The sequence below is a fragment of the Parasutterella sp. genome, assembly GCF_057870745.1.
Map to the genome: position 1 here is coordinate 122425 of NZ_DBMALT010000001.1, position 15491 is coordinate 137915.

16 protein-coding genes are annotated in these 15491 nt (G+C 53.1%); 6 read left to right on the forward strand and 10 right to left on the reverse strand.

Features of this window, described 5'->3' with window-relative positions; genetic code table 11:
* Nucleotides 1-81 precede the first annotated feature (81 nt).
* From ACZND6_RS00690 to ACZND6_RS00715, 6 genes are all read right to left on the reverse strand, one after another.
* Nucleotides 82-438, reverse strand: coding sequence for a RidA family protein (locus tag ACZND6_RS00690; protein WP_293737137.1), 357 nt, complete (start codon nucleotides 436-438; stop codon nucleotides 82-84).
* Nucleotides 439-453: 15 nt separating this feature from the next.
* The gene (locus ACZND6_RS00695) at nucleotides 454-1827 is read right to left on the reverse strand and encodes a PFL family protein (RefSeq protein ID WP_293737136.1); all 1374 of its coding nucleotides are present in this window, start codon (nucleotides 1825-1827) and stop codon (nucleotides 454-456) included.
* Between the two features lie 20 nt (nucleotides 1828-1847).
* Nucleotides 1848-2429: an ACT domain-containing protein gene (locus ACZND6_RS00700; protein ID WP_293737135.1), complete on the reverse strand. Its 582-nt coding sequence runs from the start codon at nucleotides 2427-2429 to the stop codon at nucleotides 1848-1850.
* A 141-nt stretch (nucleotides 2430-2570) separates the two neighbouring features.
* The gene (locus tag ACZND6_RS00705; RefSeq protein ID WP_489524279.1) at nucleotides 2571-3410 is read right to left on the reverse strand and encodes a TatD family hydrolase; all 840 of its coding nucleotides are present in this window, start codon (nucleotides 3408-3410) and stop codon (nucleotides 2571-2573) included.
* Nucleotides 3411-4100: an ABC transporter ATP-binding protein gene (locus ACZND6_RS00710; RefSeq protein WP_300874319.1), complete on the reverse strand. Its 690-nt coding sequence runs from the start codon at nucleotides 4098-4100 to the stop codon at nucleotides 3411-3413.
* Nucleotides 4093-5328 carry a lipoprotein-releasing ABC transporter permease subunit gene (locus ACZND6_RS00715; RefSeq protein WP_300874381.1) on the reverse strand — a complete coding sequence of 412 codons (1236 nt, stop codon included), beginning with the start codon at nucleotides 5326-5328 and terminating at the stop codon, nucleotides 4093-4095. The genes ACZND6_RS00710 and ACZND6_RS00715 overlap by 8 nt, the downstream gene beginning before the upstream one ends.
* Before the next feature lie 105 nt (nucleotides 5329-5433).
* Here ACZND6_RS00715 and ACZND6_RS00720 point away from each other — a divergent pair, with 105 nt between their 5' ends.
* The 6 genes from ACZND6_RS00720 to ACZND6_RS00745 all read left to right on the forward strand — a co-directional run bounded on the left by ACZND6_RS00720 (nucleotide 5434) and on the right by ACZND6_RS00745 (nucleotide 12585).
* On the forward strand, nucleotides 5434-6477 hold the full coding sequence (locus ACZND6_RS00720; protein ID WP_293737132.1) for a hypothetical protein: 1044 nt from the start codon (nucleotides 5434-5436) through the stop codon (nucleotides 6475-6477).
* Between the two features lie 13 nt (nucleotides 6478-6490).
* Nucleotides 6491-8209, forward strand: a complete 1719-nt coding sequence (gene recJ, locus ACZND6_RS00725) for a single-stranded-DNA-specific exonuclease RecJ (RefSeq protein ID WP_300874316.1) — start codon at nucleotides 6491-6493, stop codon at nucleotides 8207-8209.
* Nucleotides 8210-8340: 131 nt separating this feature from the next.
* A protein-coding gene (gene prfB, locus ACZND6_RS00730) for a peptide chain release factor 2 (RefSeq protein ID WP_118631445.1) occupies nucleotides 8341-9445 on the forward strand; the annotation gives its coding sequence in 2 pieces (ribosomal slippage) (nucleotides 8341-8421 and nucleotides 8423-9445; 1104 coding nt in all).
* A gap of 2 nt (nucleotides 9446-9447) precedes the next feature.
* Nucleotides 9448-10215 carry an SDR family NAD(P)-dependent oxidoreductase gene (locus ACZND6_RS00735; RefSeq protein ID WP_008811469.1) on the forward strand — a complete coding sequence of 256 codons (768 nt, stop codon included), beginning with the start codon at nucleotides 9448-9450 and terminating at the stop codon, nucleotides 10213-10215.
* Complete coding sequence (gene lysS / locus ACZND6_RS00740) at nucleotides 10205-11740, forward strand: lysine--tRNA ligase (RefSeq protein WP_008864334.1); 1536 nt, start codon at nucleotides 10205-10207, stop codon at nucleotides 11738-11740. Before ACZND6_RS00735 ends, lysS begins: the two co-directional genes overlap by 11 nt.
* A 5-nt stretch (nucleotides 11741-11745) precedes the next feature.
* Nucleotides 11746-12585 carry an NUDIX hydrolase gene (locus tag ACZND6_RS00745; protein WP_300874311.1) on the forward strand — a complete coding sequence of 280 codons (840 nt, stop codon included), beginning with the start codon at nucleotides 11746-11748 and terminating at the stop codon, nucleotides 12583-12585.
* 3 nt (nucleotides 12586-12588) lie between these two features.
* Here the strand turns inward: ACZND6_RS00745 and iscX are convergent, their stop codons facing one another.
* The 4 genes from iscX to hscB are packed head-to-tail and all read right to left on the reverse strand — an operon-like array spanning nucleotide 12589 to nucleotide 15490.
* A complete protein-coding gene (gene iscX, locus ACZND6_RS00750) occupies nucleotides 12589-12789 on the reverse strand; it encodes a Fe-S cluster assembly protein IscX (protein WP_008864336.1) in 201 nt (66 codons plus the stop codon).
* Nucleotides 12789-13127, reverse strand: a complete 339-nt coding sequence (fdx, locus tag ACZND6_RS00755) for an ISC system 2Fe-2S type ferredoxin (RefSeq protein ID WP_300874308.1) — start codon at nucleotides 13125-13127, stop codon at nucleotides 12789-12791. The genes iscX and fdx overlap by 1 nt, the downstream gene beginning before the upstream one ends.
* A gap of 3 nt (nucleotides 13128-13130) precedes the next feature.
* Entirely contained in the window at nucleotides 13131-14990 is a 1860-nt protein-coding gene (hscA, locus tag ACZND6_RS00760; protein WP_300874305.1) for a Fe-S protein assembly chaperone HscA, read from the reverse strand.
* On the reverse strand, nucleotides 14990-15490 hold the full coding sequence (hscB, locus tag ACZND6_RS00765; protein ID WP_300874303.1) for a Fe-S protein assembly co-chaperone HscB: 501 nt from the start codon (nucleotides 15488-15490) through the stop codon (nucleotides 14990-14992). The genes hscA and hscB overlap by 1 nt, the downstream gene beginning before the upstream one ends.
* Nucleotide 15491 lies beyond the last annotated feature (1 nt).

The following is a 15491-nucleotide window of genomic DNA, read 5'->3' on the forward strand; positions in this document are numbered from 1 at the left end:
CAGTCCTGATACAGAAACTACCTTCTACAAAAGGATGCGTAATTTTACCGAATCTGTCTGATTTGTCTAAATTTCCGCTCGTTAATCCACTACAACTGCGACTGTTGAAATCTGTACTTTCCAAGACGGATCGGGAAGTGCAGACTCGAGGACGGATCGGGCCGGGGGATTGGTTTTGCTCACCCATTCTTCCCAAGCCTGATTCATCTCGGAAAAGTACCCCATGTTCGAAAGGTAGATAGTACAGCGAAGAATGTGCTCCTTGTCCGAACCGGCTTTTGCAAGCAGATCATCGATTGTTTTGAGCACTTCTGCTGTCTGTACTTTCGGATCCCGGTTACGGGCCAGATCCACTTGTCCGGAGATATAGACTACTCCGTCACAGACCACCGCTTCGCTGAAGCGGCGTCCGGGCTCGATACGTTTAATCTCGGGCATATTGGTTTCCTTCTCTTAGTTCTTGAAGCTGTGAATCGGGGCCGGGATGCGTCCGCCGCGGTTGATGAAGCCGGCAGCCGAACCCTTTTGAACAGCCATAATATCGGCGCCGCCGAGCAAGCCGCCGAATTCGGCACGTTCACCGACCGTCTTGCCGGGAACGGGGATGAGACGGACAGCCGTGGTCTTGGCATTGATCATACCGATTGCGCTTTCATCGGCAATGATGGCGGAGATGACGTCAGCCGGCGTGTCGCCCGGGATCGCGATCATATCGAGACCGACAGAGCAAACGCAGGTCATTGCTTCGAGTTTTTCGAGTGTCAGGAGGCCTTTAGCAGCAGCATCGGCAATGGCCGCATCTTCACTCACGGGAATGAAGGCACCGGAGAGTCCGCCGACGGAAGAGGAGGCAAAAACACCGCCCTTCTTCACGGCATCGTTCAGCATGGCGAGCACGGCAGTAGACCCCGGAGCTCCGATAGAGGACAAACCGACGCTCTGGAAGATTTCACCGACGGAGTCGCCGACCTCAGGTGTCGGGGCCAGAGACAGGTCAGCCACACCGAAAGGCAGATTCATTTTTTCGGCAACTTCAGTACCGATCAGCTGACCGACCTTCGTCACCTTAAAGGCAGTGGTCTTAATGATTTCAGCAATTTCTGTGATCGAGACCTGCTCGCCCCTTCTGCGAACGGCGCGGTCAATTGCTTTTTTCACAACGCCCGGACCGGAAACACCGACGCTGATCACCGCATCAGCTTCGCCGACGCCGAGATAGCCGCCGGCCATGAAGGGTACGTCTTCCGGAATATTGCAGAAGACAACCAGTTTGCAGCAGCCGAGACCGTCGCGGTCAGCAGTTGCAGCAGCCACATCCAGCACTCTTTGACCCATCAGTTTGACTGCGTCCATATTGATGCCGGTGCGAGTGCGGCCGACGTTGATGGAAGAGCAAACGTGGTTCGTGGTTGCTAAAGCTTCAGGCAGCGCATCAATCAGGTTTCTTTCTCCCGGCGTGATGCCTTTTTCGACCAAGGCGCCGAAGCCGCCTAAGAAGTCGACGCCGGCGTCGGTGGCGCAGTCGTCTAAGAGTTTGCAGACCTTGACCATCTGGTCACGGCTGTATCCGGCACAGACGGTTCCGATCGGAGAGACCGTAATACGCTTATTGACAACGGGAATACCGTAGCGGTCGCCGACTTCGTTGCAGATGGCAACGAGGTTCTTGGCATGGCGATTAATTTTGGAGCGGACGCGGTAAGCGAAGGTGTCGAAGTTATCGCTTGCACAATCGAATAAGTTCAAGCCCAGAGTCACGGTACGAACATCCAAATGTTCGCTTCTGAGCATATCCAGCGTGGAGATGACCTCACGTTCTGTAAGCATTTGATTGATTCCTTTTTGAATTAAGCGATAGACACACGATGAACCGCTTCAAAAATTCGGCGGTGCTGCATGCTCATGGAAAGATGACGGTCGTGGGCGATGTCGGAAAGAGTTCTGCTTAGAGCCTTTCTGTCCACTTCGGGAGGAACAGTGACTTCAAACACCAGAAGAACACGCGGCTGCGGCAGAGGATTGCCGGCATCGTCCAGTTTTACTTCAATCGTTCTGAAACTGTCGATGTTGATGTGGCCCTCATAGAACACTCGGGTAAATGCCGTCAGAATATCTCTGCTGTCAGTGCCGTCAACCGTAAGGACGAACGGTTCGCCCTGTGTGACGGTAGCTTCGCCCGGAACGTAATCGCGGACGAGGACGGACATATCGAAGCCTTTGCCCTTCAGTGCTTCTTTAATAATCTTTGCGACTTCGTCGTCGCCAACACTCTCCGGCTTATCCACGATCATGATGGCGGAGTATTCGTTTCTCACCGTCGTTTGATCCATATCGATGATGGAGCAGCCAAGTTTGTTCAGAGTATCGGAGGTTGTGTAAACAACACCGAAGCTGTCGGGACCGGTGACAGCCACTAAAATTCGCTTCACGTTAATTTCCTAAAAGAATGAGTTTTTGCCGCAGACCCGGATGTCATTTCCGGCCTTGGCAATTTATGAGGACAAATTCTCCCGACTCGGCGACCGTGATCGTCGAGACAGTCTTTATATTAGCCAAGCAAAAGGCTTCTTTTAGGAAACAAAAGGACTTTTTTCGTCTCGGGAGGCGGAAATTAACACTCTGAATTTCGGGATCACTTTAAGCGTGTTTTGAATGCTCTGCTCCGAAATTTTTCCCACAGGCGTATTTCTTAACTCCGCGGCAAGCGCGCCGTAGCGAGCCGTGTCCGCAAGGGCGCTTTCGGGGTTCTTCTGATTTTGTTCCCGCACCCAGCTCGGGGGCATATCCGGACAATCCGTCTCTAGGACCCAAGCATCATCGGGAAGCTCGGACAAGATTTTGCGAATACGTTTCGAGCCGTCGTACGTCATTGCTCCGCCGTAGCCCAGCTTAAAACCATTTTGCAGGAACGCTTGCGCCTGAGCCATGCTTCCGTTAAAGGCGTGAATGATTCCGAGCTGCGGCGGCAAACGACGAATGTATTTGAGGACGATATCCATCGCTTCACGGCCGTGAAGACTCAGCGGCAAGCCGTACTTACGGGCAAACTTTAACTGAGCAGAAAAAACTTCTTCCTGGACGTCATGCGGAACGCTGCAGGCAGCAGAAAAATCCAGACCGCACTCGCCTACCGCAGCTAAACGAGGATCATCTTGATGCTCTTCCAGGAAAGCTTCCAACGCTGTCAGATCGTCTTTCCAGGAAGATCTGATGTAAAGCGGATGAATGCCGCACGCGTAAGCTTGGTCATGTTCATACGCACAGCGCCGGGCATCTTTCAGATTATCGACACCGCCCGCGCACACCAAAGAAGAGACGACGCCGACCCGGCTGGCCTCCCAAACTTCTTTTTTCTGCTGCTCTTCCGAGAGAACGAACAGATGGTTATGGGTGTCAATCCAGCGAAGCATTTAATTTTTCTCTGGCAAGATGCAGCCGTTCTTTAAACGCACAACGCGATCGCATCGCGCGGCAATATCAGGATCATGCGTCACAATGACCAGGGCCAAGCCCTGAGAGGACGACAATTTGAGCAGGTAGTCGATGACAACCTCAGCCGTCTCGCCGTCCAGGTTGCCGGTGGGCTCATCGGCCAGAAGACACAGCGGGGAGCCGCTGACTGCTCGGGCGATAGCGACACGCTGACGTTCGCCGCCGGACAGCTGGCTCGGCAGATGATCGGCGCGATCAGCAAGTCCCATTGCTTTTAGCAGGCTTTCAGCCCTCTTTTGAGCGACAGACGCTTTTTCACGCCGAATTTTGAGCGGCATGGCCACGTTTTCCATGGCCGTAAATTCCGGCAGCAGATGATGGAACTGATACACAAAGCCGAGTTTGCGGTTGCGCAGCTCGGTTAAACGCTGCTCGGAGAGTTCGGCGATGTTTTCTCCGCCGATTTCGATCAAACCTTTATCAAAACGGTCCAGACCGCCGATGCACTGCAGGAGCGTTGTTTTTCCGGAGCCGGACGTGCCCACGATTGCCACCGACTCGCCCTCGTGAACTTCCAGATTGACGTCTTTCAAAACATGCAACAGTCGGCCGCCCTCTTTATAGCTTTTCTGCAGGCCGAGAGCCTTTAATACGACGTTGTTATTCATACCTCAGTGCCTCAGCCGGTTGAATATTTGCCGCTCTCCAGCTCGGATAGACGGTTGCCGCAAGAGCCAGAAGGAAAGAAAAGACAGCGATCGGGATCACATCGGATGCCCTCGGATCACTCGGCATTGCCGAGATAAAGTAGATTTCTTTGGGCAGGAACTGAACGCCGAACAGCTGTTCAATCGCACCCACGATAGAGTCTACATTGCTGGCAATGAGGAGTCCTACGCCGACACCGATCAGCACGCCTGCGGTTCCGATGAAAGCGCCCTGAACCATAAAGATGCGCATGATCGAACCGCGCGTTGCACCTTGGGTTCGAAGGATTGCGATGTCACTGCGTTTAGAGTTGACGGTCATCACTAAAGAAGAGACCAGACCAAATGCGCCGACTAAAACGATCAGGAACAAAATGATGCCCATCATGCGTTTTTCGACCTGAACGGCCGCAAACCAAGTCCGATTCTGACGAGACCAATCGGTTGCCAAAAGACCCGGCGGCATTTGATTATTGAGTTCAGCGGCGACTCTCGGTGCATCCTGCATGTTGGAGAGCTTCAGTCGAATGCCTCCGGGTGTTTGAGTACGCATGAGTTTTTCGGCGTCCGTGAGATTGATGAAGCTCATTGCGCTGTCAAACTCGTAGTGGCCGGAAATAAAGACGCCTGCGACCGTGAACTGGCGCATGCGGGGCATGGTTCCGGCCGGCGTGAACTGTCCCTGAGGCACCATCACGTTGACCTTTTCTCCGGGGATCACGCCGAGCATTCTGGCTAAGTCCGTGCCGAGAATGATCTTGAATTCACCGGGCTTTAAGTCGGACAGCTGTCCGATCTTCATGTTTTTTGCGACGTCGCTGACCTGAGAGTCCGTCTCAGGATCAATACCGTTGAGCTGGACACCGCGTACGTTGGTGCCGCTTGTCAGCAGCCCCTGCCCTCTTAAGAAAGGCGCTGCGCCGATGATCTCCGGCTGCTGCTTCTTCAGTTCTGCGGCAGTCTTCTGCCAGTCCGGAATCGGAGCTCCGATCGACAGCACTTCGGCATGCGAAAGCACGGAGAGCATCTTGTCTCGAACTTCTTTCTGGAACCCGTTCATCACGGATAAGACTATGATGAGGGCCATGACGCCCAAGGCGATGGAAGCCATGGACATGGCTGATATGAACGATACGAATCCGTCGCTGCGTCCTTTGCGGCGCGACAGTGTGTATCGCAAACCGATCATCCACTCGAAGGGCAGACCGGATAAAGGTTTATTTTTCACAAATTTTATCCAACTAAACGTTCAGGCTATTCTAGCTGTGAGATCAAACAATTAGAATTTAAGGCTATGCCCGCATGTATATTTTTATTGCCCAATTCACTGCCTTCTCCTAATGAGATTAAAGCGTTAGGAAAGGACGCCTATCCGCCCGTTTTGCGAAATTTCCTTGAAGGTTTCGGAGAACCGAGGGGCGCCACGATTTTTGAAAACCCGGCGCTCAGCGGTTTTGCTTCGATACAGTGGGTATGGATGCTGCTGACTCAGCGCGAAAATCTAGCCCCGACCGCTCCTTATCTCTGGAAGGGTCTCGGAGGTCCGAAAGTTCATCAGGAATTTTGGGCCCTAAACGGCTACCGCAAAGAAAACGGCGTGCTTAAAAGCGCCGGCGACATCTTTGATATCGATGAAGAATGCGATCTGAGAGATCTTTTGAATCCAGTCGCTCGGCAATTTGATTTTGAAGTGCAGGTTTTGGACGGACGCTTTTTCCTTGCGCGCAAGAAAGCATGGCAAGTTCTGATTGCTCCGTGGCTTGCCCAGGAAAACAAAGAACCGGCGCAGGCTGCCGGCCCCGAGGCCGCTGAATGGAGTGAAATCACTCGAGCCATTGAAGATAGCCTTGCAAAAAGCGCTTTCAATGAATTCCGAGTAAAAGCCGGACGGCCACCGGTTGAAGGTTTTTGGATCAACGGCGGTGCTTTTGAGGAGCAGCTCCTGCCTTACACTCAGATTCGCTGTGCTCTGACAAGCGATCCCACGATTCGCGGCATCGCTGAGGCGGCGGGCATTGCGCGGGCCTACATTAAATCTTCGACGGCCGCTTGGCCTGACTGCCCTGAAGGCGACCGCTTCTGCATCCTCGACGAGTTTAACGATCCGACTGTCAAAACAGATCCCGCCCGCTGGAACGCCTCCTGGACACGCGCCGTTGAGCGCATGGAGCATCTCACGGCCACGGCAAAAGGATTTGAGAAATATCATCCCCGCGTGGTCGCTTCCGACGGTCTGCGCGTCAGCGTCATTGAAAAACTTCAGGAACAAAAGTCTTCTTTTGCCTTTTGGAAGAGTCCTAAAAACTACACCGAAGCATGGCTGAACTCCGGCCGCTAAAATCCACAAAGTTATGACCAAAATAACGATTCGCCGATTTGACCGAAATGTCGTTCAGGCGCTCACCAACCGCGGCTTTCCCGAACCGCTGGCCCGCGCTTTAGCGGCCAGACACGTCACAAGCCCGTCCGACCTTGATTATGAATTCAAGGAAATGCTTTCTCCGTGGGATCTTAAAAACTGCAGAGAAGCCGGAGAAGCGATTGCCGATGCCATCTGGAAGCAGAAAAAGATCGTAATCATTGGGGACTACGACTGTGACGGCGCGACTGCTGTTTCCGTCGGTATTCTGGGACTGCAGGCGCTCGGCGCCTTCAATGTCTCTTATTTAATCCCGGACCGTGACAAGGACGGCTACGGCCTGTCTCCTCAGCTTGTCGATCGAGCAGCCGCTGCCGGCGCCGAACTCATCATTACCGTAGACAACGGAATTTCTTCGGTGGCTGCGGTTGAACATGCTAAAACCCTCGGAATCGAGGCCGTCGTTACCGACCACCACCTGCCCGGCGATGAAATCCCCGACACCCTCGTCGTCAATCCGAATCAGCGCGGAGATACCTTCCCGAGCAAATCTTTGGCGGGTGTGGGCGTCATCTTTTACGTGTTAATCGCCGTGCGCTCCGCACTCCGCGCCAAAGGCGCTTACCCGAACGGAAAACAGCCTAATCTTCAGCATCTCATTGATTTGGTGGCCTTGGGTACGGTTGCCGACGTTGTCCCGTTAGACCGCAACAACCGAATCCTCGTTTCCAAAGGCTTGGACAGCATTCGCGCCGGCAAAATGCAGCCCGGCGTGAGCGCCCTGCTCTCCGTAGCAGGCAAGAATGCGCATCGCATCAGTGCCAATGACTTGGGCTACATCCTCGGGCCCCGCATCAACGCCGCAGGTCGTTTGGACAGCATCAACAAGGGTGTTGAGTGTCTGACAAGCTACGACTACAACACGGCGCTCTTTTACGCAAAAGAACTCGACCAAATCAATACCGAGCGCCGCAACCGCGAAGTATCCATGCAGTCCGACGCTATTCTGTCCCTACAGACGATTTCCGTCGATGACAGCAATTCCATCGTTCTTAAGGGTGACGACTGGCACGCCGGCATCATCGGTTTAGTAGCCTCCCGCATCAAAGAACAAACTTATCGCCCGGTCATTGCGTTTGCTCCGTCGGAAGAAAACGGCGAGCATGTGCTTAAAGGCTCGGGGCGCTCTATTCCCGGCATTCATCTGCGCGATGCATTGGATCGTGTCAGCAAACTGAGTCCGGGGCTGATCCTGAAATTCGGCGGTCACGCGATGGCTGCAGGTCTTACGATCCGTAAGGATGCATTTGATGAATTCAAGGAGCTCTTTGCCCGCGCTGTCAAAGAACTTTCCGATCCGGAAATGTTCGAGCGCAACATCGTCACAGACGGCGAGCTCAGAGCTTCCGACTTCAACATTGAACTCGTTGAAGCCATCCGCAAGCACGTCTGGGGTCAGGCTTTCCCGGAACCGCTCTTTGCCAATCAGTTCAAGGTACTTTCTCAGAGAGTCTTGAAAGATCAGCATCTGAAGCTCTCTCTTGAAGTCGACGGCAGAGAGATTCAGGCCATTTGGTTCCGCCACAAACGCGAACTGCCTCCGACCGTGCGTTTAGCTTACAAGCTCGACATCAATGACTTCCGAGGACGTCAGTCGGTGCAGCTCATCATCGAAGGTATGGAAGACGAGTTTGAGGACTGGACGGCCTAGCGGTTTTCTGTCGTGCAAACAAACTTACACAATTGACAAAAAACGGACCCATTTCCGCCCGCTCAACGAGTTAAGGATTGGGTCCGCTCTTATATAATTGAGGGTTCTTTTTAATATCAACGCGTTAAGAAATGGAAGTTGAACGTTTAAACCTAATCGGCACCACCGCCGAGGACCTTCAAGCTCGCACTGAAGAGCTGCGGAGGTATCTTTGACTACGACCAGAAAGAGCGTCGTTTAGAAGAAGTTAATCAAGCGCTCGAGGACCCGAGCATCTGGTCTGATCAAGAGCGAGCTCAGCAGCTGAGCAAAGAAAAGAAACGTCTCGAAGACGTTGTCCTTACCATCAAACACCTAACTACCGGCCTTTCCGATGCTTTGGAATTATTTGAAATGGCCAAAGAAGAGGACGATGACGCCTCTCTGGAAGCGGTAGAAGCCGATATCAACAACCTCAAGAAAGAGGTCGAACATCTCGAATTCCAGCGCATGTTCAATCAGGAACATGACGAAGCCAACTGCTTCCTGGAAATTCAGGCCGGCGCCGGCGGAACCGAAGCGCAGGACTGGGCGAGCATGCTTGAGCGCATGTATATCAAGTTTGCGGAACGCCAAAGCTTTAAGCCCGAGATTGTTGAAGAAACCGAAGGAGATGTGGCCGGCATTAAAGGCTGCACGATCAAAATCACCGGCGACTATGCCTACGGCTGGCTCAGAACCGAAACCGGTATTCACCGCTTAGTTCGCAAGAGCCCGTTCGACTCCAACGCACGCCGTCATACTTCTTTTGCTTCTGTGTTCGTCGTTCCCGAAGTCGACGATTCTTTCGAAATCGAAGTCAATCCGGCCGATCTGCGCATTGACACGTTCCGCGCCTCCGGCGCCGGCGGTCAGCACATTCAGAAGACCGACTCCGCCGTCCGTATCACGCATATCCCGACCGGCATAGTCGCTGTCAGCCAGACCAGCCGAAGCCAGCATCAGAACAAGGAAGAGGCCATGACGATTTTGAAGAGCCGTCTTTATGAAGCCGAGCTCCGCAAACGCCAGGCTACCCAGCAGGCATTGGAAGACAACAAGAGCGATATTTCCTGGGGTCACCAGATCCGTTCTTACGTGTTGGATCAGTCCCGCGTCAAAGACCTGCGTACCAATGTCGAAACCGGCAACACGACTGCCGTTTTAGACGGTGCTTTGGAATCCTTTATCGAGGCCAGCCTCAAGCAAGGAGTTTGAGCGTGAAGACTCTCACCATTATTACCGGCGCCTCTAAAGGGCTCGGCTTTGAATTAACCCGTCAGTCGCTTAAGGCCGGCGACACCGTCGTGACGATGGAACGCCGTCCTTCCAAGGCTTTGGTGGAAGAAGCCGATAAGATCGGCTGCAATTTCATCCAGTTTACGGCTGACCTGCTTGACCGTAAAGGCGCCGTCGAGCTTTTGATGTGGCTGCTTTCCGATAAGGAATACGCCGAACATGACCGTCTGATTCTGATCAACAACGCCGGCGTGCTGGGTCCTGTCGGTCCGATCGAAAACGCTTCCCCGCAGGTTGCCGTTGACTGCATTCGCGTTAACTTTGAAATCCCGGTGCTTCTGACTCAGGCTTTCCTGAATGAAACGCGCAGCTGGAAAGGCGAGCGCCGCGTCATGAATATCTCTTCCGGCGCCGGCCGCAAGTCCGTTCCGGGCTGGGCCATGTACTGTTCAACCAAAGCAGCGCTTGACCGCTTTACCGCCGTCACAGCTGAAGATCAGCTTGGCAAACCCAATCCCGCACGCCTTAGCGCCGTCGCTCCGGGCGTTGTGAACACTGGCATGCAGGGCAGCATCCGTGCTTCGTCTAAGGAAGATTTTCCGAACGTTGACCGGTTTATCGACTTAGAGAAAGACGGAAAACTTCAGAGCCCCGAAGACACTGCCAAACGACTTTTAAATTACCTCAACAGCGACGAGTTCGGCAAAGAGCCCATCTCGGATATTCGCAATATTTCTGTTGGAGACTAAAGTGGAAAACCAGAAAGAAACCGTCAAAAAAGAAGACGTTCTTGAGACTGAGAACCATATCATTGCCGAACGTTTAGCCAAACTCGACAAACTCAGAGCCGAAGGCGTTGCTTATCCGAATGATTTCGTTCAGAAAGACCGCATTGAAGAAGTGCGCGCTGCCAACGGCAGCAAAACTCCGGAAGAGCTTGAAGCTGCTCCGGTCGAAGTCACTGTCGCCGGCCGCGTCATGCTCAAGCGCGTCATGGGCAAAGCCAGCTTCCTGACCGTTAAAGACGGTACCGATCACATCCAGTTCTTCATCACCAAGGCTGAAGTCGGCGATGAAACTTACGACTTCTTCAAGAAGATGGTTGATATCGGAGATATCGTCGGCGCTACAGGCACACTGTTCTTCACCAAGACCGGCGAGCTTTCCGTCCGCGTTAAGAACTTCCGTCTGCTGACCAAGAACATTCGTCCGCTCCCCGACAAATTCCACGGTCTCTCCGATCCGGAAACCCGTTATCGTCAGCGCTATGTTGACCTGATCATGAACGAAAGCACACGTCGCACCTTCATGATCCGTTCCAAGGCCATCGCCGAAACCCGTAAATTCATGATGGAACATCACTTCATGGAAGTGGAAACTCCGATGCTCCATCCGATCCCCGGCGGTGCGAACGCTAAGCCGTTCATCACACACCACAATGCGCTCGACATGGATATGTATCTGCGTATTGCTCCGGAACTTTATCTGAAGCGCTTAGTGGTCGGCGGCTTTGAACGCGTTTTTGAACTCAACCGCTCCTTCCGCAACGAAGGCGTTGACGTTCGCCACAACCCTGAATTCACAATGATGGAGTTCTATGCAGCCTACAAGGAATACCACTGGCTCATGGACTACACCGAAAAACTTCTGCGCACCGTCGCTGAAAAGACTATCGGTACCGCTGTCATTCAGTATCAGGGTCATACCATCGACCTCACAAAACCGTTTGATCGCCTGACTGCTAAGGAAGCCGTTCTGAAGTACGCTCCTCAGTACACCCCTGAGCAGCTCGAAGACAAGGACTTCATGCAGGAAGAACTCAAGCGCCTGGGTGAACCTGCTAAGGCTGACGCCGGCGTCGGCGCTTTGCAGATGGCCATATTTGAAGCCGTTGCTGAATCCAAACTCATTCAGCCGACTTACATCATTGACTACCCGGTTGAAATTTCTCCGCTGGCTCGCGCCTCCGACAAGGTTCCCGGCATCACCGAGCGTTTCGAACTCTTCATGGCCGGTCGCGAAACCGCCAACGGCTTCTCCGAGCTGAACGACCCGCAGGATCAGGCTGCTCGCTTCATGGCTCAGGCAAAACTGAAAGCCAGCGGCGATGATGAAGCCATGTATTACGACGCCGACTACGTCCGCGCACTGGAATACGGTCTGCCTCCGACAGGCGGCTGCGGCGTGGGCTTAGACCGCTTTGTCATGCTGCTTACCGACTCTCCGAGCATCCGTGACGTTCTGCTCTTCCCGCATATGCGTCCTGAGGCCTAAGAATCATGAGCGAAAGGAAGCTGAAAATCGCCGCTCTGTTAAAAGAGCTTTACGACATGGCCGAAGTTCCCGTGCCCTCCTCTCGTATTCCGTTTTACTTTAACGACGTACGAGCCGGGCACATTGAACGAACTGATGCCGAGTTTTTAGCGAGTACCTTTCGCTTCTGTGACGTCCGTCCGGATGCTTTCGTATTTACCGCGGAAGACTCCGGACAGGCTTCGCGCCGTCTGGCAGCGATTTCGCACCTTTATAAAGGCACGGACAAAGTCTTTGCCTGGCGAGATGAACTGCTTTCCGTTACTGCTTCGGATGACATTGCCTGCGAGTCGCCTTTGACTGTTATTGAGCGTGCAATGTGCCGCCCCTTCGCCTTTAACACCTTTGCCGTTCACTTGAATCCGTTCACGCGTGACGGCAGGATGTGGGTGGCTCAGCGTTCTTTCAAGAAAGCGATCGGCCCTGGTTATTGGGATAACTGTGCTGCGGGTCTAGTCGGAGCAGGCGAGCCTTTCGGGCTTGCCATGGAACGCGAAGCATTTGAAGAAGCCGGTGTGACACCGGGCTCCCTTGAAATCTCTTTTAGCGTGCGCAATATCATTTCGCGTCCCGTTCATGAAGGCTGGATGCGAGAAATCGCTTACATCTGCAATGCTTATGTTGAAGACTCTTTCCATCCTCACAACATGGACGGCGAGGTCGAGTGCTTTGAACTCTTAGAACCCGAAGCGATTATTGAGCGCATAGAAAAAGGACGATTCACATTCGAATCGTCCCTTGCTGTTTTAGCCGGCTTAGCCTGGCAGGAAGGCCTGCTTGATCTTTTGGATCAGCCGGCCGTCTAAACGCTAATCTCTTTCGTCCATCCAAGCGACCAGGATGGCTTCCAGTATTTTTTCGTTGCTTGCTTCCGGATCATCATCAAAATCCGGGAGCGCGACGATCATTGCATGCATCTTCTCAAAGCTGATCGTCAGCGGATCTAAGTCCGGATTTTCATCGTAGAGCTCTTCCGCAATGGCACGCGGATCCTTCCAAGTCAGCTTCATCATTCGTTTTCTCTCGCATGATTACGGGAGTATTTCGGAATTTCAACGGTAATGTCTTCTTTGCCGACTTTTGTCTGGCAAGTCAGGCGGGAATTCGATTTCAGACCCCAAGCCTGATCAAGCAGATCTTCTTCATCGTCTTCAGCCGGCTCCAACGAGTCAAAGCCTTTGTCGATGTAGCAGTGACAAGTCGTGCAGGCGCAGGAGAACTCGCAGGCATGGTCGATATTGACGCCGTTAGCGACCAAAGCCTTAGCTAAGTTTGTACCTTCGGGGACTTCAAACTCAGCGCCGTTCGGGCAGATTCCGGGATGCGGTAAAACGGTTACTTTCGGCATTTTTTAAACCTCGTCAACAGATTTGCCTTGGAGTGCTTCCAAGATCGTACGGTTCATTCGACGTGCAGCAAAGTCCTTGGTTCCCTCGGACAGTGCTGAAATCGAATTTTTAATATCATCCTTGTCATCTTGCGCGCGAACCGTCTCCAGATGTTGAATCATGGCGCCGATCTGAGCGCGCTCGGCCTCATTGAGAAGGTCGGCGTCCGACGACAGTGCTGAGTAAATGCTTTCCAGAAGACGCGCAGCCTCGACTTTCTGCTCGCGCAATTCGCGCAGCTTCATATCTTCTTCGGCATGACCGAAGGAATCTTTCAGCATGCGACTGATTTCATCTTCCGACAGACCATAAGAAGGCTTGACCGTAACGGATGCTTCCACGCCCGTGGTTTGTTCGCGGGCCGTGACCGACAAAAGTCCGTCGGCGTCTACCTGGAACGTCACACGAATACGAGCCGCACCGGCAACTTTAGGCGGAATGCCGCGTAAAGAGAATTTGGCTAAAGAGCGGCACTCTTCCACTAAATCTCGTTCACCCTGAAGGACATGGATCGACATCGCGGTCTGACCGTCCTTGAAGGTTGTAAAGTCCTGTGCCATAGCTACAGGAATCGGCGTATTGCGGGGAATGACTTTTTCGACCAAGCCGCCCATGGTCTCAAGACCGAGGGAGAGCGGTGTGACGTCAAGCAGCAGCCAGTCTTCGTCGCTGCGGTTGCCGGCAAGCAGATTGGCTTGGAGCGCGGCACCGATTGCCACCACTTCATCCGGGTCAATATCGGTAAGCGGTTCGCGGTCAAAATAATCGGCCACTGCCTTGCGGATGCAGGGCATGCGCGTTGAGCCGCCGACAAGCACGACACCTTTTACTTCATCGCGTTTGAGACCTGCGTCCTTTAATGTCTGTTTCGTGGCTTCGATGGTTCTTGCTACTAAGTGGTGCGTGATCGAATCAAAGACTTCGCGTGTAATCGTGACATTGATAATGCGGTCACCGGAAATCTTGGCATGAATCGTTGCTTTCTTTTCCGTCGTCAGCGTTTCTTTGGCTGCCTTGGCTTTTGCCATCAACATGCGGCTGTCGGAATGCGTCAGCAGCGGGCGGCCTGCCTGGTCAATGACCCAGCAGTAGAGACGCTGGTCAAAATCATCGCCGCCTAACTGGCTGTTGCCGCCGGTGGCGAGCACCTCAAAAACGCCTTTGCGCAGACGAAGGACAGAAACGTCAAAAGTACCACCGCCCAAGTCATAAACGATGTAAAGACCTTCGGCGCCGGTATCGAGGCCGTAAGCCAAAGCGGCCGCCGTCGGTTCGCTCAAAAGACGAAGAACATTCAAACCGGCAAGCTTAGCGGCGTCTTTAGTCGCCTGACGCTGAGCGTCATCAAAGTAAGCCGGTACCGTCACGACAGCGCCGACAAGTTCGCCGCCTAAGGCGTCTTCGGCGCGTTTTTTAAGGACTTTCAGAATTTCGGCAGACACTTCCACCGGACTCTTGGCGCCTTGAGAGGTGTTGAGCTTGACCATGCCCTCGCCTTTGATGAAGTCATAGGGCATGTAGCGGTTATTCTGCAGCTCAGAAGCGCTTCGGCCCATCAAACGCTTGACACTTGAGATCGTGTTGAGCGGATCCGCTTCTGCACGTGAACGGGCTTCTTCACCAACAACCACGCCTCCATTCTTTTCGTAGTGGACAACAGAAGGAAGCAGTTTCTGATTCTTTTCGTCAACGAGAACTTCGGGAGAACCGTTTCTAACGGTGGCCGCCAATGAATTCGTGGTGCCCAAATCAATACCGACAGCAAACCGCTCTTCGTGCGGTGCTGTCGACATTCCCGGTTCGGCAATTTGCAGAAGTGACATTATTCAAAATCCAGTAGCTGGCGATTTAAAAACATAACCTTTTTTAAATCTTCTGCCGCCAGCGAGACATCAGATTTCACATCGAACGCATCTGCCACCTCGTCGAGCAGCTCGTCCTTTTCTTTTTCAATCGCTTTCTTCAGCACTTCCAGCTCAGCCGTATTCCCGGAATCCTTTGCATCTGAGATCGCCTCTCGGCGTTCCAGCTGCTCAAGAAGAAACTCTTCAGAAATCGAGCCGCTGCTGTCTTCGTCAATGGGGTGTCCTCGCAGCGCGCAAAGGGCTTTACCTCGCTGGATCGGATCGCTGAGCTTCTGAAAAGCGTCATTAATCAGCGTTGCCCACTGCTGAGCAACGCGCTTTTCAGTATCGCTTGCCGAAGCAAAACGGTCGGGATGAACCTTTTTTTGGATTTCAAAATACTTTTCATCCAACTTTTGTTTGTCGATTCGAAACTGTGGTTTCAGACCGAAAATTTCAAAAGGATTCATCGCCGCCATA